The following is a 21,330-nucleotide window of genomic DNA, read 5'->3' as shown; positions in this document are numbered from 1 at the left end:
GATGCACTGGGCTGGGCCTCTGTCAGTTCCACCGCCACCAGCACCACGGCGGCCGGCCTGACGGCACCGCTTCCCCCCAGCGCTCAGGCTTTCACCAGCGGCAGCGCTGGCAACTACGTCATCAGCTACGCCAACGGCACGCTGAGCATCACCCAGCGCCCCATCACCGTGACCGCCAGCGATCAGAGTCGGGCCTACGGCGACGCCAATCCCGCCACCGGCGCGGTCAGCCTCAGCAGCGGTACTCTGGCCAATACCGATGCACTGGGCTGGGCCTCTGTCAGTTCCAGCGCCAGCAGCACCACGGCGGCCGGTCTGACGGCACCGCTTGCGCCCAGTGCTCAGGTTTTCACCAGCGGCAGCGCCGGCAACTACGCCATCAGCTACGCCAACGGCACGCTGAGCATCACCAAGGTGCCCCTGACGGTGAGCGCCAATGCCGCCGGCAAGACCTACGACGGGCTGGCCTATTCGGGCGGTAACGGTGTCGCCTACAGCGGCCTCGTCAATGGCGAGACCAGCTCCGTCCTCGGGGGCACGCTCGCCTATGGCGGCAGCAGTCAGGGCGCGGTCGACGCCGGCAGCTACATCATCACTCCGGGTGGCCAGACCAGCGGCAATTACACAGTCAGCTATGTCAACGGTGCACTGACGATCGGCAAGGCCCCGCTGACGGTCAGCGCCAACGCCGCCAGCAAGACCTACGACGGACTGGCTTATTCGGGTGGCAACGGCGTCGCCTACAGTGGCTTCGTCAATGGCGAGACCAGCTCCGTCCTCGGGGGCACGCTCGCCTATGGCGGCAGCAGTCAGGGCGCCGTCAACGCCGGCAGCTACATCATCACCCCGGGCGGCCAGACCAGCGGCAATTACACGATCAGCTACGTCGATGGCGCGCTGACGATCCGTGCCGCTCCGCCGCGGCCGCCAGCGCCGGTGCCGGCACCGTTGCCGACGCCGCAAGCCAGCCCGCAACTTTTGTCGCAGGCGAGCGCTGGCGTACCCGGTAGTGGCAGCATCTCTGTATCCCTGGTCAGCGAAGCGACGATCCAGACACCGGGTATGGTCGCCGTGGCGATACCGAAAGAAATGGCCTCGGTCGGCAGTGGTTTCACCTTCCCTTTGCCGGCACAGGTGTTCGCGGATGCCTCACCCAATACGCCGATCCAGGTCAGCCTGCTGAACGGCAGTCCCTTGCCGGCTTGGCTGCGCTTTGTGCCCGAAACCAACAGCTTCGTTGCGACTGCCGTGCCGGATGGTGCATTCCCGATACAAGTTGTGGTAACGGTGGGTACCAAGCGCACGACGGTGGTAATTTCGGAACGGGCGGAATGACACTCGCCGAGTGAGTGCATGGCGGTGCCGCCATGACCGATATGAAACGACTTGCCATATCGACCGGCGCTTCTCGCCGCCTGGGTCTGGCCCTAGCTCACATTAGCGCACCAGACGAAGCAGGACGGTGGAACTGTAGCGGTTGCTGCTGACCACGCCACCGAGCCCAAAATCGACGCTCCAGGCCAGTGACGGCAGGCGCACATCGGGGCTCGACGACCAATACAGCGCACTGGGTGTCAGGGGAAAGGCGTTGCCGTCAATCGCCGGGTTGAAGCGGCTGGTGTCGACCAGACTGGACAGCTCCTTGACGTTGGGCAGGCGCCAAACGCCTTGGGTTTTGGCATGCGCCAGCGCCTGTTCGTGGGTAAAGGGGGTCGGCGTTCCGCTACAGATGCCGGCACTCCAGATCTGCCCTTCGCTGCAGCGGCGCCAGACCAGGCCGGCCTGGACATCCGTTACTTCGGCACCATTGGCCGAATAGGTGTAGCGCGCCTGCGCCTGCGCCGGACCTGCCGTGCCCAGGCAGGCCAGCAGCGCGAGGGCCGACAGCAGTTCCAGGTGACGGCGGTTTCTCAGACTTCTCATAACCATTTCCTTCAAATATCTTGCCGCCGCAGCCAGCGGCAGGCGGCCCGGACGGTCAGCGCACCAGGCGCACATAAACACCACCGCTGGCGCTGCCGTCGGGGGCGACGTTGCCCTTGATGAAATCAACCAGCCAGACACTTCTCAGATTGGGCGCGTACTGGGTGGCGGAATAGTAGGCACCAATTTTGGTGTCGGGAAACCAGTTGGTATCAATGGAAAAATACAGATCGAGTGAACCGTAATTGACCAGACTTTGCAGTTCGCCGCGAGATGGCAAGCGCCAATCGGTAAAGCCACACAGACCGGTCGCATTGAGGGTGCTTGCCAGGCCTCTGGCCTCCTGGTTGCGGGGGTCGCCGGGCAGAGCCGTCAGGGCCGTGCTCTTGCCCTGCCAGATCAGGCCGGTGGTGTTGTCCTTGACACAGTCGGTCTTGGCAAAAGCCGCCACCGTGCTGTAGCTCAGGCCGGCCTGGCCGTCGCTGCCGTCGGCACTGGTGACGTCGCGGCCGGTCATGCCGTCCTGTTTGTCGTTCAAGGCAATGGCCGTCGGACTGATGCAACTGACCAGCACGTCGCTGCCCGCCGCATAGCATTGGCCGGCGTTGACACCGCTGTCGACCAGCAGATTGACAACGGTCAGCGGGGTGACTTCCGGCGCCGTGGCGGTGATGGTCTGGGCACCGACCCACCAGCCGCTGTTGGCAACCGTATCGGAGCGGACCGTCAGCACCAGATTGCCGGCCAGACCGCCCGCGGTACAAACCACCGTGAAGCCGGTCGCGCTCTGGTTGGTCGGCGTCAGGCAAGTGCCATCGGCAATTGACAGGGTCGCGGTCAGAGGCAGATTCAGACCGGTCACGGTGAAGGTGGTGGCCTCGCCCAGAATGGCCTTGGCCGGCGTCACGCTGGTGACCGCCGGCGTCATCCCGGCAACCGGTAGCGACCCTTCACCGCCAAAACAGGCAGCCAGTGCCGACAGCGTCAGCGCGCTGCCCAGGCACTTGCCGTATTGCCACGCGCTGTCAGCCTTGATTTGAATAACTTTTTGCATGCGCTGAATTATCGTCCTTGAATCCTGGCGCCGTGGCCGGTCTGTCGGCTGGCCGGTGGTGTCGCTGGCGTTTCAAGCCAGCAGTCGGGACGACCTGGGCACGTGGGCGATCAGAAATTCCATCTGGTCCGCCAGGATGCGGCGGTTGCGCAGAATGAAGTCTTCCCACAGGCTGGGCACATAAGGCGTGTAGAGCAGCGGCATATTGGCTTGCTCGGGCGTGCGGTGGCTCTTGCGGTGGTTGCAGGGGCGGCAGGCAGTGACCACATTCATCCAGTTGTCAACGCCATTCTGGGCGAACGGAATGATGTGCTCGCGGGTCAGTTCTTCCTCGTAGAAATGATCGCCGCAATAAGCGCAAACATTGCGGTCGCGGGCGAACAACTTGTGGTTGGTCAGCCCCGGTCTGAGGTGGAACGGGTTGATGTTGGGCACGCCCTTGGTGCCGATGATGCTGTTGACAACAATAAGCGACTGCCGGCCGGTAATGGCGTTGTGCCCACCGCGGAACACCGCGACTTCACCGCCCATTTCCCAGCGCACTTCCTCGGCGGCGTAGTGCAGCACCGCCTGCTCAAGCGAAATCCACGACTGGGGCAAGCCCTGGGCCGACAGCTTCAAGACCTTCAAAACACGCCTCCTGGAACTTCTGAAACCTTGCCGGACAGTGGTTATGGGGCTCCGACCCCAAAAACCGGCTCTGTCCTCAACTGATTAGAACCATTCACACGAAATGCAATTGTCTCTCGCAATGCGGCCGAAACGGCTCGCTTCACGGCTAGGACACAATATACCCTCATTTTGTGACAATTTGGCTTCCAGCGCCTGAATCAAAAGCGTGGCCTGCTATCAAAAAGATAACTGTTCAATGAAAGTATTTCGCGGTTTTCACCACCCCGGTCTGAATCAGACCTGTGCCCTCACGATCGGCAACTTCGACGGCGTGCACCGCGGCCATCAGGCGATGCTGGCCTTGCTCAAAAGCGAGGCTCAGCAGCGCGGCGTGCCGAGTTGCGCGTTGACCTTCGAGCCGCATCCGCGCGACTATTTTGCCGCCGTCAGGCAGCAGCCGGAGCTGGCGCCGGAGCGCATCGGCACCCTGCGCGACAAGCTGATCGATCTGGCCCAGTGCGGCGTCGACCAGACCGTGGTCCTGCCCTTTGATGCCCAGTTGGCCGCGCACTCGCCGCAGGCCTTCATCGACGAGGTATTGGTCAGAGGACTGGGCGCCAAGTATGTTCTGGTCGGCGACGATTTCCGTTTTGGCGCCAAGCGGGCCGGCGACTACGCGCTGCTCGATGCCGTTGGCACGGCACAAGGCTTCGACGTGGCGCGCATGAACAGCTACGAGGTGCATGGCTTGAGAGTCTCCAGTTCCGCCGTGCGCGACGCCTTGGGCCAGGGCCGCATGGATGACGCGGCCCGGCTGCTGGGGCGGCCGTATCGGATCTCGGGGCATGTGGTACACGGCCGCAAACTGGGACGCCAACTGGGTTTCAAAACCCTGAACCTGCGCTTTGCGCACTGGAAACCGGCCGCCAGCGGCATCTTCGTGGTGCTGGTGCATGGCTTGACGGCCCAGCCTCTGCCAGGCGTTGCCAATATGGGTATCCGTCCCTCGCTGGACCCGAACGATGTGAACGGCGGCCGGGTGCTGCTGGAAACCCATTGCCTGGACTGGCCGGACGCCCTGGGCCCGGAGGGAGCCTACGGTAAAATCATCCGCGTGGAACTCCTTTACAAACTGCACGACGAGTTGAAATACGACGGTCTGGACGCCCTCACGCGCGGGATAAGACAGGACTGCGACGCGGCACGCCATTGGTTCGCGGCCCGAATTTGACCGGGCTGGACCACGCACCTGGCCCCGCGTCTTGTTAGCCTTGCGGCTTGCGCCAAAAACCAAGCCCCAGCACCTATTCCCCTCTTGAGATCTGTCATGACTGAAAAAGTTGATTACCGTAGTACCCTGAACTTGCCGGACACGCCTTTCCCGATGCGCGGCGACCTGCCCAAGCGCGAGCCCGGCTGGGTCAAGGAATGGGACGAAAAAGGCATTTACAAAATACTGCGCGCGGCGCGCGCCGGCGCACCCAAATTCATCCTGCACGACGGCCCGCCCTATGCCAACGGCCAACTGCACGTCGGCCACGCCGCCAACAAGATCCTGAAGGACATGATCGTCAAGGCGCGCCAGCTCAAGGGCATGGACGCGCAGTACATCCCGGGTTGGGACTGCCATGGCCTGCCGATTGAAAACGCGATCGAGAAACTCTACGGCCGCGGCCTCAGCCGCGCTGAAGTGCAGGCCAAAAGCCGCGCTTTTGCCACCGAGCAGATCGCCCAGCAGATGCTGGACTTCAAACGCGTGGGCGTGCTGGGCCAGTGGGACAAGCCCTACCGCACGATGGACTTCGCGACCGAAGCCAATGAGTTGCGCGCCCTCAAACGCGTGGTGGAACGTGGCTTTGTCTACCGTGGCCTGAAACCGACCTACTGGTGTTTTGATTGCGGCTCCAGCCTGGCCGAGTTCGAGATCGAATACGACGACAAAAAGAGCCAGACCCTGGACGTCGGCTTCTTGTGCGCCGAGCCGGACAAGCTGGCAGCCGCCTTCAAACTGCCCAAAATCGAGAAGGACGCTTTCGCCGTCATCTGGACCACCACCGCCTGGACCATCCCGGCCAATCAGGCGCTCAACCTCAACCCGGCGCTGACCTATGCCCTGGTGGACACGCCGCGCGGTCTGTTGCTGCTGGCCGAGAGCCTGGTGGAGCAATGTCTGGAGCGCTATCAGCTCAGCGGCAGCGTGCTGGCGACCTGCGAAGGCGCGGCGCTGGGCCTGCTCCAGTTCAAGCATCCACTGGCCCACGTCCACGCCGGCTACGACCGTGCCAGCCCGGTCTACCTGGCCGACTACGCCACCGCCGATGACGGTACCGGCGTGGTGCACTCCAGCCCGGCCTATGGCCTGGAGGATTTCAACTCCTGCATCAAGCACGGCCTGGCCTACGACCAGGTGCTCAATCCGGTGCAGGGCAACGGCGTTTATGCGCTGGATCTGCCGCTGTTTGGCGGCATGAACATCTGGAAGGCGGCGCCGCTGGTAATCGACGCGTTGCGCGACGCCGGCCGCCTGTTTGCCAGCAGCGACCTGGTGCACAGCTACCCGCATTGCTGGCGCCACAAGACGCCGGTGATCTACCGCGCTTCGGCCCAGTGGTTCATCCGCATGGACGAAGGGGTTGGCGTTTTCACCAAGGACAAGGCGCCCAAGTCGCTGCGCCAGTTGGCGCTCGATGCCATCGAGCAGACCTCGTTCTACCCCGAGAACGGCAAGGCGCGGCTGCGCGACATGATCGCCGGCCGGCCCGACTGGTGCATCAGCCGCCAGCGCAACTGGGGCGTCAACCTCCCCTTCTTCACGCACAAGGTCACTGGCGAACTGCATCCGCGCACGCTGGAGATCATCGACCAGGCCGCCGCCATCGTGGAGCAAGGCGGCGTCGAAGCCTGGAGCAGATTGAGCGCCGCCGAAGTGCTGGGCCAGGGTCCGGACGGCGGCGAGCACTACGACAAGAGCACCGACATTCTGGAAGTCTGGTTCGACTCGGGCACAACCCATTACACGGTCTTGCGCGGCAGCCACCGCGGTGCCGCGGCGGACGCCGGTGCCTCCACCAACAGCGAGTCGACCGGTCCGCTGGCCAACGCCCACAACAGCGGCCCCGAGGCCGACTTGTACCTTGAGGGCCACGACCAGCACCGCGGCTGGTTCCACTCGTCGCTGCTGACCAGCGCGGCGATGAACGGGCGGGCACCTTATCGCGGCCTGTTGACGCACGGTTTCACCGTCGACGGCAACGGCCGCAAGATGAGCAAAAGCCTGGGCAACTACATGCCGCTGGGCGAGTCGGCGCAAAAATACGGCGGCGAAATCCTGCGCCTGTGGTGCGCCTCCACCGACTACTCGGGCGACCTGGCCATCGACGCCAAAATCCTGGCGCGCGTGGTCGACACTTACCGGCGCATCCGCAACACGCTCAAATTCCTGCTGGCCAACGTCAGCGACTTCGACCCCGCCTCGGACCCGGTCGAACTTCAGGACATGCTGGAGATCGACCGCTACGCACTGAGCCGCGCGGCCCAGCTGCAGGCCGAGATTCTGGCGCACTACGAGGTCTATGAGTTCCACCCGGTGGTCGGGAAACTGCAACTCTATTGCAGCGAGGACCTGGGTTCCTTCTACCTCGACATCCTGAAGGATCGGCTCTACACTAGCGCTCCCAAATCGCTGGCACGACGCAGTGCCCAGACCGCCTTGTGGAGCATCACCCAGGCCATGCTGCGCTGGATGGCGCCGTTCCTGAGCTTCACCGCCGAGGAAGCCTGGGCTGTGCTGGGGGCCGCGGGAAAAACACCAGCGTCGACCAGAGCCTCTATCTTCATGGACACTTATTCGGATCTTGCCGCGCCGGACAGCGCCTTGCTGGCCAAGTGGGGTCGCATCCGCGAGATTCGTGATGTGGTGAACAAGGACATCGAAGCCTTGCGGGCCGACGGCCAAGTCGGCTCGTCACTGCAAGCCAAGGTAGCGCTCAGCGTTGCCGCGGACGACCATGCGCTGCTGGCAAGTCTGGGTGACGATCTGAAGTTTGTCTTCATCACGTCCGGCGTCGAACTGCTGGCGGGCGAGGCGCTGGCGACGGCGGCCAGCACTTCGCAGGCTGTCAAATGCGAGCGTTGCTGGCATTACCGCGACGATGTCGGCCATGACCCGGCGCACCCGACCCTGTGCGGCCGCTGCACCAGCAACCTGTTTGGCGCCGGCGAAGAACGGAAGTTTGCCTGATGGCCCGCAAATCCTCTACCGGCACGGGCGGCATGCTGCAATGGCTGGGGCTGGCCCTCGTCATCGTGATCGCGGACCAATTCACCAAGGTGCTGATCACCGGCTTCTACCAGCTGGGTGACAGCACCCAGGTGACCAGCTTCTTCAACCTGGTTCGCTGGCACAACAGCGGCGCCGCGTTTTCGTTCTTGAATGGGGCGGCCGGCTGGCAACGCTGGTTTTTCACCGGCATCGGGGTGCTGGCAGCCAGCGTGATTGTCTGGTTGCTCAGATCGCACAGCGGTCAGAAGTTGTTTTCCTTTGCGCTGGCCTGTATCCTGGGCGGCGCCCTGGGCAATGTGATCGACCGCCTGCTGTATGGCCACGTGGTGGACTTCCTGGACTTCCATTGGCGCTGGCTGGCACCCCTGTTCCCGATGGGGCATTTTCCGGCCTTCAATGTCGCCGACAGCGCCATCAGCCTGGGCGCCGCCTGCCTGATCCTGGACGAACTGTTGCGCGTGCGGCGCGCGCGCTAGATCTGATTCAAGAAGGAAGAGACGTTGACGCACCTGCTGGACCTGCTCGCCGCGATTGCCCTGCTGGTTTGGGGTACGCAACTGGTGCGCACCGGCATCGTGCGCGTCTTTGGCGCCAGCCTGCGCAGCATCCTGGCCAAGAGCGTCAGCAACCGCATGGCCGCCTTCCTGTCGGGCGTGGGTGTCACCGCGCTGGTGCAATCGAGCACCGCCACCGCCCTGATCGTCTCGTCCTTTGTCGGCCAGGGCCTGATGTCCCTGACCTCGGCACTGGCCGTCATGCTGGGTGCCGATGTCGGTACCAGCCTGATGGCCGTCGTGTTCTCGCGCGATCTGTCCTGGCTCTCGCCCTTGTTCATTTTTGTCGGTGTGGTGTTGTTCATCGCGCGCCAATCCACCACCGTGGGCCGCGTCGGGCGCATTCTGATCGGCCTGGGCTTGATGCTGCTGGCGCTGCGCCTGGTCACCCAGTCGGCCAGCGTGCTGACCCAGGCGCCGGCCGTGAAAGCCTTGCTGGGGTCGCTCAGCAGCGATTTCTTTCTCGAGATCACGGTCGGCTGCGTGTTGTCGGTGGCGAGCTATTCGAGTCTGGCCCTGGTGCTGCTGACGGCCGCGCTGGCCACCACCGGCGTGGTGCCGATCGACGTCGCGCTGGGCCTGGTGCTGGGAGCCAACCTGGGCAGCGGCCTGCTGGCGGTACTGACCACGCTCAACACCAATGTGGAGACGCGCCAGGTGCCGCTGGGCAACCTGGTGTTCAAGATCGTCGGCATTGCCATGATTGCGCCTTTCGTCAGCCTGTGGCTGCACAGCGTGCGGCCCTGGATGCACGAGCCAGCCATGCTGGTGGTGCTGTTCCACCTGACCTTCAACCTGCTGGTGGGCGTTGCCTTTATCGGTCTGACCCAGGTGGTGGCGCGCCGGGTCGAGCGCTGGCTGCCGAAAGTCGACAAGAGCACGGTGGCCGGGCGGCAACGCCATCTCGACGCCTCGGCGCTGGAAACCCCTTCGCTGGCCATTTCGTGCGCCGTGCGCGAAGCCATGCACCAGGCCGATGTGGTCGAGACCATGCTGCTGGGTATTCTGGGCGTGATCAAGAACAACGACGTCGGCCTGGCCCAGACCCTGCAAAAAATGGACGATACGGTGGACGAGCTGTATTCGGACATCAAGTACTACCTGACCAAGATTTCGCGCGAGGCGCTGAGCGAGAGCGAGGGCCATCGCTGGACCGACATCATCAGCTTCACCATCAACATGGAGCAGATCGGCGACATCATCGAGCGCGTGCTGGAAGATATCGAAAATAAGAAAATCAAGCCGGGACGCGAGTTTTCCGAGGCCGGCATGGCCGAGATCGCCGACTTGCACGCACGCCTGGTGGACAACCTGCGCCTGGGCATGAGCGTGTTCCTGGACGGCAATGTGCGCGACGCGCGCAAGCTGCTGGAAGAAAAAACGCGTTTCAGGGATCTGGAACGTGAATACGCGGCCAGCCACCTGGAGCGGCTGGCCGTCAACACGCCGCAAAGCATGGAAACCAGCTCCTTGCACATCGACTTGATCAGCGACCTGAAACGCATCAACTCGCATATCTGCTCGATCGCCTATCCGATTCTGGACACGGCCGGCGCACTGGCGCCGAACCGGTTGCGCGAACCGGTGGAACAGACCACGCGCCCGGTCAAGGGCCAGGCCGCGCGGCCGGCGGAATCAAGGCGCTCGCGCTCCTGACTTTTCAGGGCGCCGGCGCCTCGCGCCGGACCCGGAACCAGGCCGCGTACATGGCCGGCAAGGCCAGCAAGGTGAGCGCCGTGGCTACGATCAGGCCGCCCATGATGGCCACCGCCATCGGTCCCCAGAAGACGCTGCGCGACAGCGGAATCATGGCCAGCACTGCCGCCGCGGCGGTCAGCACGATCGGGCGCAGGCGCCGCACCGCGGACTCCACGATCGCATCCCAGGCCGGCACGCCGCGCGCGCGGTCCTGCTCGATCTGGTCGATCAGGATCACCGAGTTGCGCTGGATCATTCCCATCAGCGCGATCACGCCCAGCAGCGCCACAAAGCCAAACGGGCGCCCCAGCAGCAGCAGGGCCCCGGCGACGCCGGCCAGGCCCAGCGGCCCGGTCAGGAACACCAGCAAGGCGCGGCTGAAACTGTGCAACTGGAGCATCAGCAAGGTGAAGGTGATGAACAGCATGATGGGCACGCCGGCCGCGATGGAGGCCGAACCCTTGCTGCTTTGCTCCACCGCGCCGGCCACTTCGATGCGGTAACCGGCCTGCCCCTTGGCGTGCCAGCGCGACTCCAGTTGCCGCAGTTGCGGCAGCAAGGCCTGGGTGACGGTGGCGCCCTGCATGCCTTCCACGATGTCGCACTGCACGGTGATGGCGTAATCGCGGTTCTCGCGCCACAGCACGCCCGGCTCCCAGGCAAACACCGGTTTCGCAATTTGCAGCAGCGGGATAGCCTTGCCCGAGGCGGTCGGCAGATTGGTATTGCCAAGGTCGCTGATCGCGCGGCGTTCCTCCAGCGGCTGGCGCAGCACGATCTCTATCAGCTGGTCACCGTCGCGGAACTGACCCACCGTGCTGCCGCTGAAAACGGTGCGCGTGGCCTGCGCAATCGACTGGCTGCTGACGCCCAGGGCGCGCGCCTTGGCCTGGTCCACTTCCAGCCGGATCGACTTGACCGGTTCGTTCCAGTTGTCGTTGACGCCGCGCGTGTCGGGCGCTTGGCGCAGGATGGCCTTGACCTCGTCGGCGTATTCGCGCAGCAGCGCCGGGTCCGGCCCCATCACCCGAAACTGTACCGGATAGGCCACCGGCGGGCCGTTGGGCAGCAGCTTGACGCGCCCCCGCACTTCGGGGAATTCCTGCGCCAGCAAGGCCGGCAGCTTGACGCGAATCGACTCGCGCAGCTTCATGTCCTTGGGAATGACGATGAACTGCGACACATTGGTTTGCGGAAAGACCTGGTCCAGCGGCAGGTAGAAACGCGGCACGCCGGAGCCGATCCACGTGCTGACGGCCTGCACGCCGGGCTCGCGCATCAGGCGCTGCTCGACCCGGCGCGTCGTCACCTCGTTGGCGGCCATCGAAGTACCCTCGGGAAACCAGACGTCGACCATGATCTCCAGGCGGCTGGAGTCCGGAAAAAACTGCTGCTGCACCTGGCCCATGCCGACGATGCCCAGCACAAAACTCAGCAGCGTCACAGCTATGGTGCTCCAGCGGTGCGCCACGCACCAGTTGACGGCCTGGCGAAAGCGGTTGTAGAACGGCGAGTCGAACATCTCGTGCGCCACGCCGTCGGCGCCCGGCATGAGTCCGGCGGCAATCGGCGCATGCGCTCTGACCTTCAGCAGCAGAGTGCCCAGATAGGGCACGAAGTAGACCGACACCAGCCAGCTCAGGCACAACGCAATCACCGTCACGGCAAAGATGGCGAAGGTGTATTCGCCGGTCATGGAGCGTGCAATGCCGATCGGCAGAAAACCGGCCGCCGTGATCAAGGTGCCGGTCAGCATGGGCATGGCCGTTACCTCGTAAGCGTAGGTGGCGGCGCGCACCTTGTCGTAGCCCTCCTCCAGCTTGCGCACCATCATCTCGACCGCGATGATGGCGTCGTCCACCAGCAGCCCCAGGGCGATGATGAGCGAGCCGAGCGAAATCTTGTGCAAGCCTATGCCCCAGTACCACATGGCCAGAAAGGTCAAGCCCATGACCAGCGGGATCGTGATGGCCACCACCAGCCCGGGTCGCACGTCCAGGGTGTAGCGCCGCAGCCAGCGCTTCTCGCCCGGATGCGTGTGAAAGCCCAGCGCCAGGAAACTCACGCCCAGCACAATCACCACCGCCTCGATCAACACCGCGACGAATTCGTTGACCGACTGGGCCACCGCCTTGGGTTGGTCCTGCACCTGCGACAGGTGGGCGCCGGCCGGCAAGCCTTTCTCGATCTCGGCAACGGCCGTCTTCAAGGCCTTGCCCAGCGCAATGATGTCGCCGCCCTTGGCCATGGAAACACCTAGCGCAATGCCTTCGGCGCCCTGGTGCCGGACCTTGACCTGCGGTGGCTCCACCAGGCCGCGCCGGATTTGCGCGATGTCGCCCAGCCTCAACTGGTTGCCCGAAGCACCCCGAATCGGCATCGCGCGCAGTTGTTCTTCCGCCTCGAACTGGCCGGCCACCCGAAGCTGCACCGCGTCCAGCGGCGTCTGCACGATGCCGGCCGGCTCAATCGCGTTCTGCTGGCCCAGTTGCGCCAGCACCTGGTTCAGGTCCAGTCCCAGTTGCGCCAGACGGCGCTGCGAGATCTCGATGTAGAGTTTTTCATCCTGCACGCCGAACAGTTCCACCTTGGCCACATCCGGCACGCGCAGCAGCGTCTGGCGCACGTTGTCGGCCAGCACGCGCAGCTCGGGGTTGCTGAAGCCGTCGGCCTGCAAGGCATAGATGACGCCATAGACATCGCCGAAGTCGTCGTTGAAGAACGGCCCCTGCACGCCTTGCGGCAAGGTGTAGCGCATGTCGCCGATCTTCTTGCGCACGGCATACCAGACGCCCGGCACCTCGGCCGCGCGCGAGTAGTCCTTGATCTCCAGAATGATCTGCGACTCACCCGGCTTGGAGTAGCTGCGGATCTTGTCGGCGTAGGGCACCTCCTGCAAGGTGCGCTCCAGCTTGTCGGTCACCTGTTCGGCGACCTGGCGCGCGCTGGCCCCCGGCCAGTAGGTGCGCACCACCATGGCGCGGAAGGTGAACGGCGGATCCTCGTCCTGCCCGAGCTGGAAATAGGAGGCAAAACCCAACAGCAGCAGCACCACCATCAGGTAGCGCGTCAGCGCCGCGTGGTCCAGCGCCCAGCGCGAAAGATTGAAGCCCGGTTGGGCTTCCTGCTCATTCAGGTCCATCTCAGCGTCCCGTCACAGGTGAAAGCGCAGCCACCTCGGGCCGGGCCTGGTACAGCGTGACCTTTTGACCGGCGGTGAGTACATGCACGCCGGTCGTCACCACCTGCATCCCGGGACTCAGTCCGGCGCTCACCACCACCTCGTTGTCGTCCAGCGTCGCCACCGTGATAGCTACCGAGCGCAACTGCATGGTGGCCGGCTCCAGCACCCACACCGCCGTGTTCTTGCCGTCCTGGCGCAAGGCGCTGGTGGGCAGCCGGATGGCTGGTGTGCCGGCCTGGCTCAGCGCGGGCGGGCGCACATAGGCCGTGCTGCCCAGGGCCGGTGCCGGCTGACCCATTAGCGCCGCCTTGACCGTGAAGGTGCGGGTCAGCGGGTCGGCCAGCGCCCCGACCTCGCGCAGCTGGGCCGTTTGCAGGCTGCCCGAGGCCCAGTTCCTGACCTGCACCGTGGCACCCGGCAGCATCGCGCCGACCCGGTCCTCCGGCACCGAAAACACCACGTCGCGCGGCCCGTCGTGCGCCAGGCGCAGCACCGGCGTGCCGGCCGCCACCACCTGGCCCGGTTCGGCCTCCACGGCCACCACGACACCGGCAGCGTCGGCGTACAAATTGGCATACGCCGCCTGGTTGAGCTGCGCCGCCGACTGCGCCTGCGCCTGCTCCAGTTGCGCCTGTGCGGCTTTCAGGGCGGTTTCGCGCCGCTCCAGCTCCGCCGCGCCGATAAAGCCCTGCGCCTTGAGTTCCTGGTAGCGCTTGAAATCGGAACTGGCCAGGTCGCGATTGGTCAAGGCCGCAGCCACCTGGGCCTGTGCCGCGCCGGCCGAGAGCTGGTAATCCCGGGGATCGAGCTGCGCCAGCAGTTGACCGGGTTTCACCGTCTGTCCGACTTCGACCGGCCGGCGAATGATTTTTCCGCCAACGCGAAAGCCCAGCCGGGACTCGGTCCGGGCCCGTACTTCGCCGGCAAATTCGAGCTGCGCCTGCAAGGCACTGGTGCCCACGGTCAACACCTTGACCGCGCGTACCGGTTCCTCGGGCGGCGCCGGCTGTTTGCAGGCGGCCAGCAGCACGACCGCACCGATAACCCCGACACCCCTGGCCCAGTGGCGCAAAAACCCGCTCCTTGACTGCCGCACCCAATCTGTCTGCATGACCGTGACCCCGCCTGAAATCGAAAAATGGAAGTGAAGTCAATTAATGACCAATTGGTTATTAATGTAGGAAATTCTTCCCGACCTGTCAAGCCAGGGGTCAGAAATTGCGCTGCTGGCGCCACCATGGGGCCATCCGGGAACAGGAAATTCAAGGGTTTGGAATGCGGCAATACGCGCCGCCGAACCGCTGCCAAGCGGTCAGTTCAAGGCAAACGCAGCGCCGCCACCAGAATCAGGGCGGCCTCGGTGGTGAATTCATTGCGCTGCAGTTTGTCCAGCAACGCTGCCCGGTCGAGCAAAGCGAATTGCAGCACTTCGCGATCCTGATTGACCGGCGCCACGCCCTGCGGAACGGTACAGGCAAACCAGTCAACCTGTTCCACCACGTAGCCCGCGTCCGAGCGATCGGAACTGGGTTTGCGCAGTGTCACGCTGCCGCCCCGACGCAGTTCTTCGACCGCCTCCAGGTGCAGCCCGGCTTCTTCCCAGGTTTCTCGTGCCAGTGCCGTCAGCACGCTGTCGGCAGCCGACACCATGCCGCCCATCAAGGTGTCCCACAGGCCCGGGTCGTCGGCCTTGTCGAGGGCGCGCTGCTGCACCCAGAAGCGGCCCTCGGCGGTCCGCCCCACCAGGTGCACGGCCCGCGTGACAATACCCAGCGGCCGCACCACACCACGTTCCACCGTGGCGATTTGCCGACCCAGGGCGTCGCAGACCGCCAGTTGCTCGTCGCGCCATTGCTGCACCACGCGCCCGACCCGGGCTTCAAACAAGGCCTCGGCCAGACCCGCCAAGGCCCGCGTTGGGTCGCCTTGCAGGCGCCAGCACGAGCCCGCGCTGTCCTCTTCGCGTTGCAGCCGTTCGGGCGTCAACAAGGGGTGCTGGAGCACGGCCTGGCTGAAATAACCGGGCTCCACCGAGCCGATCAGATGCGGCCCCCAGCGCAAGGGCAGACGCGGCCGCCAGGGCGGCTGATCAGCGCTGGCGTGCAACGCCGCCAGCCAACGAGGGTCCAGTTCCGCCGCGCTCACAAAGTCAGAATGGTGCAGCCGGTGGTCTTGCGCGCTTCGAGGTCGCGGTGCGCCTGCGCCGCGTCGGCCAGTGGGTAGCGCTGGTCGATGCGGATCGTCACCTGGCCGCTGGTCACGGCAGCGAACAAATCGTCCGCCATGGCCTGCGTGCTGTCGCGCGTGCCAATGTGGCTGAAGAGGGTCTGGCGCGTCACGTAGAGCGAGCCCTTGGGGCCCAGAATGCCGGGCGCAAACGGCGCCACCGGACCGGAGGCGTTGCCAAAACTGGCCATCAGGCCGAACGGCGCCAGACAGTCCAGCGACTTGTCCCAGGTGTCCTTGCCAACCGAGTCGTACACCGCCTTGACGCCTTTGCCGGCGGTGATCTCCTTCACCCGGGCCAGGAAATCCTCACTTGAATAGTTGATGACGAAGGCGGCACCATGCTGTTTGGCCAAGGCACATTTGGCGTCCGATCCGGCTGTGCCTATCAACTGCAAACCCAGCGCTCTGGCCCACTGACAGGCAATCAGGCCGACGCCACCGGCGGCGGCATGGAACAGCACGAAATCGCCGGCCTGCAAACCCCCTTGCGGCAGCGTGCGCTTGAGCAGGTATTGGGCGGTCAAGCCCTTGAGCATCATGGCGGCGCCGGTCTCGAAGGAAATGGCATCGGGCAGCCTGCAAACGCATTTGGCCGGCATCACCCGCAGCTCGCAGTAGCTGCCCGGCGGCTGGCTGGCGTAGGCGGCGCGGTCGCCGACCTTGAGGTGGCTAACGCCGGCGCCGACCGCCTCCACGACACCGGCGGCTTCCATGCCCAGTTGCAGCGGCAGCGGCATCGGGTAGAGACCGCTGCGCTGGTAGACGTCGATGAAGTTGAGGCCGACGGCGTGGTGGCGAATGCGGATTTCACCTGGGCCGGGCTCGCCCACCGCGACGGCAACCAGCTTGAGTTGCTCCGGCCCGCCGTTTTGCTCGATCCGGATGGCGCGGGAAGTGTGTTGGCTCATGGTGGCTCCTCGAATTTGAAAGGTTCGGTATGTTGCCATGAAATGACGGGCAGCGACGGCGGCCTGGTTTATGCGAACTTACCCCAGTGCTTTGAGGTGAACAGTTTGCGCTTATCTGCCAGAATGGACAGGCTGTCACGCACCTATTGCTGGAATTTCTTATGCCCCGTTTCAATTACTTGCTGCCTGCTCTCGCCGCCGCCGTGCTGGCTGGTCCGCTGCTCGCCTGGGCCGCGCCAGCGCCGGCAGCGTCGGCACCGATGCAAAAACTGCGCGTCGTCGGTGGTCTGGCCGACACCAACCAATACACGCACCACGAAGAGCCGTTCTGGACCCGGGAACTGGCCCGCCTGAGCGGCGGCAGGTTCGATGCCGATATCGTGCCTTTTGACCGCGCCGGGGTGCCCGGCGGCGACATGCTGCGCCTGATCGAGTTGGGGGTGGTGCCCTTTGGCACGGCCTTGATGAGTTCGCTGGCAATCAGCCACCCCGAGTACGCAGCACCCGACCTGGCGGGCCTGAACCCGGACATGGCCAGTCTGAAAAAATCCGTCGCGGCGTTTCGGCCTTACCTCGAAAAAGCGCTGCGCGAACGCCATGGCGTGGAAGCACTGGCGCTTTATGTCTACCCGGCCCAGGTGCTGTTTTGCAAGAAACCCATGACCGGCCTGGCCGATCTGGCGGGGCGGCGCATCCGTGTTTCCTCGGCCACCCAGTTCGATTTTGTGGCTGCCGTTGGCGCCGTCCCGGTGCTCACCGGTTTTGCCCAGATCATGTCCAACATGGCCTCCGGCAACACCGAATGCGCGATCACCGGCACCATGTCGGGCAATACCCTGGGCCTGCACGAAGTGACCAGCCATGTGCACACCTTGCCGGTGACTTGGGGCCTGGCCGTCTTCGGTGCCAACATGGCGGCCTGGGGCGCCTTGCCGCCCGACCTGAAAGCCTTGTTGCGGCGTGAACTGCCGAAACTTGAAGCGGCGATCTGGCTTGAGAGCGAACGCGAAACCACCGAGGGTTTGGCCTGCAACCGGGGCACCGCGGCGTGCAGCAGCGGACGGCGCGGCCACATGGTGGAAGTCGCCGTGTCGCCACAGGACGAACGCCGACGTCAGGAAATTTTCACTGCCACCGTGCTGACACGCTGGCTGCAGCGCTGCAAGAGCCGATGCGCCGAGGTCTGGAACATGACCATCGGGCCGGTTCGGGGCATCACCGCGCCAGCAACCCCATGAAAAGATTCCGCCCTTCCCGCGTCACGGCGCTGGCACTGGCGCTGGTGGCGCTGCTGGTAACGGCGGTGCTGCTGGCCACCAGCGGTTTGCTTTGGCACACCCGGCAGGAAGCCCTGTCCGAGAGTGAGTCGGAGGTAGGCCGTTTCGTCGCCGGCGCGGAAGCGGCTCTCAACCGCAATCTGCTGGGCGTGGACGTGCTGCTGGCGAATATCGACGAGTTGCTGGGACTGTCGGGTCTGGTCGCCCAGTGGATCGACGGCCCGACCGCCAATCGGCTGCTGCATGGCGCGGCCCAGCAAAATCTGAGCGTGCGCAACGTGGTACTGATCGATGCGCAGGGCCGGATTCTGGCTTCGTCGAATGCGCTGGGCACCGATCTGGGTTTGAGCCTGCCGGCCGGCTTTGTCGAGGAAGTGCTGGGGCAACCGGTGTCGACCCTGATCGTCAGCGCGCCGGTGGTCAGTTTTACCAGCTCCGAGCGGGTGCTTTACATGGGGCGCACCATCAAGCTGGCCGACAGTTCCAGGGTGCTGGCGGTGGCCGAGGTGCCGGTGCCACTGCTGAGTTCCATCATGGTCCAGGGCGCCGACATCAAGGGACTGGAGGTCACACTGGAGCGCACCAACGGACAGTTGCTGGCCAGCTCGCCGCCGCGCGACGAATTGCTGGGCCAGCGGCTTGCGCCGGCGCTGGAAGTGCAACGCGAGACGGTCCAGGCGCTGCGCATGGCGGCACGTTTGACGGGCCAAGCGGCCATGGTCATCACCCGCCCTATCCTGTACCGCGACATGCTGATTGTGGCCAGCATTCCGCTCGACGCCGCCCTGACCGACTGGCGCATCCTGCGCAATTTCATTGTCGGCGCGGCGGCGGCGTTTGTCCTGATGCTGTTGGCGGCCGGCGGCTTTGCCGTCTGGAATCTGAACCGCCTGACGCAGGCGCGGCTGGCCATTGCGCAGTCCAAGACCACGCTGGATGACGCGCTGGAATCCATGGTCAGCGGCTTTGTGCTGCTCAATAGCGAGCATCAGGTGGTGAGCTGGAACCGGCGCTTCATGGAGCTCTACCCCTGGACCGCCGCGGTGATGGCGCCCCTGGTACCGTTCCGCAAAGTGCTCGAAGCGGCGGCAGCACACCACTTGCCCGGGGCCGGCGCAGCCGAGTTGCAGGAATGGATCGCGCACCGGCTGTCCCTGCAACTCAACGCCCAGGGCAGCAACGAACAACAGTTGCCGAACGGCCAGATCATTCAGATCACGGAGCAACGCACACCCGACGGCGGGCTGGTCATCGTCTACAACGACGTGACCGAATTGCGCCGCGCCACCGCCGAAATCGAGCAGTTGGCGTTCTACGACGTATTGACCACGCTGCCGAACCGGCGCCTGCTGATGGACCGCATGCAGCAGGCCATGACGTCGAGTGCCCGCAGCGGCTACTATGGCGCCCTGCTATTTCTCGATCTGGATCACTTCAAGACGCTCAACGACACCTTGGGCCACGAAGTCGGCGACCTGCTGTTGCGGCAGGTGGCGCAGCGCCTGAAGAGCTGTGTGCGCGAGGAAGACACGGTGGCGCGCCTGGGTGGCGACGAGTTTGTGGTGATGCTCAACGACCTCTCCGAGCACAGCCAGGAGGCCGCCACGCTGGCCCAGCAAATTGGCGAAAAGATTCTGCATCGGCTGAACCAGCCCTATCAGCTGGCGGCGCACAGCTACCGCAGTACCCCCAGCATCGGCGCCACCTTGTTCAATGCCCTGCAGATCGCACCGGCCGACCTGCTGAAGCAGGCCGACATCGCCATGTACGAGGTCAAGCTGCGCGGGCGCAACGCCTTGTGCTTTTTCGATCCCCAGATGCAGGCCGCCATCAGTGCCAGGGCGCAACTGGAGGAAGATCTGCACACCGCCTTGCGGGACGGGCAGTTTGAGCTGCACTACCAACCCCAGGTCAAGCTCGACGGCCCGATCGTCGGAGCCGAAGTGCTGATTCGCTGGCGCCATCCGCGGCGCGGACTGGTATGGCCGGCCGAGTTCATCGTGGCGGCGGAAGAAAGCGAACTCATTCTGCCGATCGGTCAATGGGTGTTGCGCCATGCCTGCCAGCAGCTTGCCGCCTGGCAGGAGGTTGCGCGCTGCCGCGACCTGCATCTGTGCGTCAACGTCAGCGCGCGCCAATTCCACCAAAACAATTTCGTCGAGCAAGTGGTTGCGGTGGTGCGCGAGACCGGTATCAATCCGCAGCTTCTCAAGCTTGAGCTGACCGAGTCGCTGGTGCTTGACAACGTCGACGAGACGGTGGCCAAGATGACCGAACTGAAGGCGCTGGGACTGCAGTTTTCGGTCGACGACTTCGGCACCGGGCATTCCTCACTGACTTACCTGACCACGCTGCCGCTGACCCAGCTCAAGATCGATCAGTCGTTCGTGCGCAATATCGGCGTCAAGCCCAGCGTCGGCATGATCGTGCAGACCATCATCGGCATGGCGCATAACCTGGGGCTGGAGGTGATCGCCGAGGGGGTCGAAACCCAGGCACAGCAGGAGTTCCTGGCGCTCAACGGTTGCACCCTGTACCAGGGCTACCTGTTCGGCAAGCCAACGCCGCTGGCCGAGTTCGAGGCTTTGCTGGGGACCTGAAGCCAATCGGTGCGACGACTTGCTACAGTCGCTGCCATGCACCCCAAACTAAGCCCTGGCGCAGCCCTGCTGCTGACCCTGCCGCCCCTGCTGTGGGCCGGCAACGCGGTACTGGGCCGCCTGCTCAGCCCCCTGGTGTCGCCGCTGACCCTGAACTTCCTGCGCTGGAGCATCGCGTTCATCCTGCTGCTGCCGCTGGCCGGCGCGGTGCTGCGCCCCGGCCATCTGCCAAGGTCGGCCTGGCGCCGCTTTTCACTGCTGGGCCTGCTCAGCGTCGGCAGCTACAACGCCTTGCTGTACCTGGCGCTCGACACCTCGACGCCCCTGAACGTCACCCTGGTGGGCTCCAGCACACCGGTCTGGATGCTGCTGATCGGACGCCTGTTCTTTCGCGTCCCGGTGTCGCCGCGCCAGTTGCTGGGCGCGCTGCTGTCGATCAGCGGGGTGCTGCTGGTGATGTGCCGCGGTCAACTCGAACTGCTGGCCCAGCTGCGGCCGGTGGCCGGCGACCTGTACATGCTGATGGCCGCCGCGGCCTGGGCTTATTACAGCTGGATGCTGGCGCACCCGACCACGGAACCGCCGGCCATCCGTTCCGACTGGTCGGCTTTCTTGCTTGCCCAAGTGACTTTCGGCCTGTTTTGGTCGGGGCTGTTTGCGGGCGGTGAATGGGCCCTCGGCAAGGGCCATGTGCAGTGGGGCTGGCCGATGGCGGCAGCGCTGCTGTTCGTCGCCGTCGGCCCGGGACTGATTGCCTTTCGCGCCTGGGGTGCCGGCGTGGCGTGGGCTGGGCCGGCGGCGGCCGGTTTCTTCGCCAACCTGACGCCGCTCTTCACCGCCCTGCTGTCAAGCGCTTTCCTGGGCCAGGTTCCGCAGTTCTATCACCTGCTGGCGTTCCTTCTGATCATGGGCGGCATCGTGGTGTCCTCGCGGCGCTGAAGCCAGGCCCCCACGCTTGTCACTGCGTGTACTGCGCTGCCCCCCGAGGGGGCTGGCCTTGCTTGGGGCG

The 21,330-nt window shown here is 64.7% G+C and carries 15 protein-coding genes; 8 read left to right on the top strand and 7 right to left on the bottom strand.

From position 1 onward, the window contains the following. Positions 1–1,335 (top strand): MBG domain-containing protein (locus tag PHS32_RS19725; RefSeq protein ID WP_301080828.1); only part of this gene is annotated, 1,335 nt, incomplete at its 5' end. 102 nt (positions 1,336–1,437) lie between these two features. Here the strand turns inward: PHS32_RS19725 and PHS32_RS19720 are convergent. The 3 genes from PHS32_RS19720 to PHS32_RS19710 all read right to left on the bottom strand — a co-directional run bounded on the left by PHS32_RS19720 (position 1,438) and on the right by PHS32_RS19710 (position 3,607). Beyond that, positions 1,438–1,923, bottom strand: coding sequence for a DUF1566 domain-containing protein (locus PHS32_RS19720; RefSeq protein ID WP_301080827.1), 486 nt, complete (start codon positions 1,921–1,923; stop codon positions 1,438–1,440). A 55-nt stretch (positions 1,924–1,978) separates the two neighbouring features. Then, positions 1,979–2,977, bottom strand: a complete 999-nt coding sequence (locus tag PHS32_RS19715; protein WP_301080826.1) for a DUF1566 domain-containing protein — start codon at positions 2,975–2,977, stop codon at positions 1,979–1,981. Positions 2,978–3,049: 72 nt separating this feature from the next. Beyond that, positions 3,050–3,607 (bottom strand): HNH endonuclease, encoded by a 558-nt coding sequence (locus PHS32_RS19710; RefSeq protein ID WP_301080825.1) that lies wholly within the window; start codon positions 3,605–3,607, stop codon positions 3,050–3,052. A gap of 238 nt (positions 3,608–3,845) precedes the next feature. Between PHS32_RS19710 and PHS32_RS19705 the strand changes: the two genes are divergently transcribed. The 4 genes from PHS32_RS19705 (at position 3,846) to PHS32_RS19690 (ending at position 10,081) form a co-directional block, all read left to right on the top strand. Next, on the top strand, positions 3,846–4,820 hold the full coding sequence (locus PHS32_RS19705; RefSeq protein WP_301080824.1) for a bifunctional riboflavin kinase/FAD synthetase: 975 nt from the start codon (positions 3,846–3,848) through the stop codon (positions 4,818–4,820). A 96-nt stretch (positions 4,821–4,916) separates the two neighbouring features. Beyond that, positions 4,917–7,829 (top strand): isoleucine--tRNA ligase, encoded by a 2,913-nt coding sequence (ileS, locus tag PHS32_RS19700; RefSeq protein ID WP_301080823.1) that lies wholly within the window; start codon positions 4,917–4,919, stop codon positions 7,827–7,829. Then, complete coding sequence (lspA, locus tag PHS32_RS19695; RefSeq protein WP_301080822.1) at positions 7,829–8,347, top strand: signal peptidase II; 519 nt, start codon at positions 7,829–7,831, stop codon at positions 8,345–8,347. The genes ileS and lspA overlap by 1 nt, the downstream gene beginning before the upstream one ends. Positions 8,348–8,371: 24 nt before the next feature. Beyond that, on the top strand, positions 8,372–10,081 hold the full coding sequence (locus tag PHS32_RS19690) for a Na/Pi cotransporter family protein (RefSeq protein WP_301080821.1): 1,710 nt from the start codon (positions 8,372–8,374) through the stop codon (positions 10,079–10,081). Between the two features lie 4 nt (positions 10,082–10,085). On the opposite strand, the gene PHS32_RS19685 is transcribed toward PHS32_RS19690, so the two are convergent. The 4 genes from PHS32_RS19685 to PHS32_RS19670 all read right to left on the bottom strand — a co-directional run bounded on the left by PHS32_RS19685 (position 10,086) and on the right by PHS32_RS19670 (position 16,444). Continuing rightward, positions 10,086–13,265: an efflux RND transporter permease subunit gene (locus tag PHS32_RS19685; protein ID WP_301080820.1), complete on the bottom strand. Its 3,180-nt coding sequence runs from the start codon at positions 13,263–13,265 to the stop codon at positions 10,086–10,088. A gap of 1 nt (position 13,266) precedes the next feature. After that, positions 13,267–14,418: an efflux RND transporter periplasmic adaptor subunit gene (locus PHS32_RS19680; RefSeq protein ID WP_301080819.1), complete on the bottom strand. Its 1,152-nt coding sequence runs from the start codon at positions 14,416–14,418 to the stop codon at positions 13,267–13,269. 206 nt (positions 14,419–14,624) lie between these two features. Further along, entirely contained in the window at positions 14,625–15,452 is an 828-nt protein-coding gene (locus PHS32_RS19675; protein WP_301080818.1) for an NUDIX domain-containing protein, read from the bottom strand. Further along, positions 15,449–16,444 (bottom strand): quinone oxidoreductase, encoded by a 996-nt coding sequence (locus PHS32_RS19670; protein WP_301080817.1) that lies wholly within the window; start codon positions 16,442–16,444, stop codon positions 15,449–15,451. The genes PHS32_RS19675 and PHS32_RS19670 overlap by 4 nt, the downstream gene beginning before the upstream one ends. A 260-nt stretch (positions 16,445–16,704) precedes the next feature. Between PHS32_RS19670 and PHS32_RS19665 the strand changes: the two genes are divergently transcribed. The 3 genes from PHS32_RS19665 to PHS32_RS19655 are packed head-to-tail and all read left to right on the top strand — an operon-like array spanning position 16,705 to position 21,260. After that, entirely contained in the window at positions 16,705–17,682 is a 978-nt protein-coding gene (locus PHS32_RS19665; RefSeq protein ID WP_301080830.1) for a TRAP transporter substrate-binding protein, read from the top strand. Next, positions 17,679–20,321: an EAL domain-containing protein gene (locus tag PHS32_RS19660; protein ID WP_301080816.1), complete on the top strand. Its 2,643-nt coding sequence runs from the start codon at positions 17,679–17,681 to the stop codon at positions 20,319–20,321. The genes PHS32_RS19665 and PHS32_RS19660 overlap by 4 nt, the downstream gene beginning before the upstream one ends. Before the next feature lie 36 nt (positions 20,322–20,357). Beyond that, a complete protein-coding gene (locus PHS32_RS19655) occupies positions 20,358–21,260 on the top strand; it encodes a DMT family transporter (RefSeq protein ID WP_301080815.1) in 903 nt (300 codons plus the stop codon). Positions 21,261–21,330 lie beyond the last annotated feature (70 nt).

Origin of the sequence: Rhodoferax sp. (assembly GCF_028714215.1) — a bacterium.
In the GTDB taxonomy this organism is placed as follows: domain Bacteria; phylum Pseudomonadota; class Gammaproteobacteria; order Burkholderiales; family Burkholderiaceae_C; genus Rhodoferax.
This window is presented reverse-complemented; position numbering and strand designations above follow the sequence as displayed.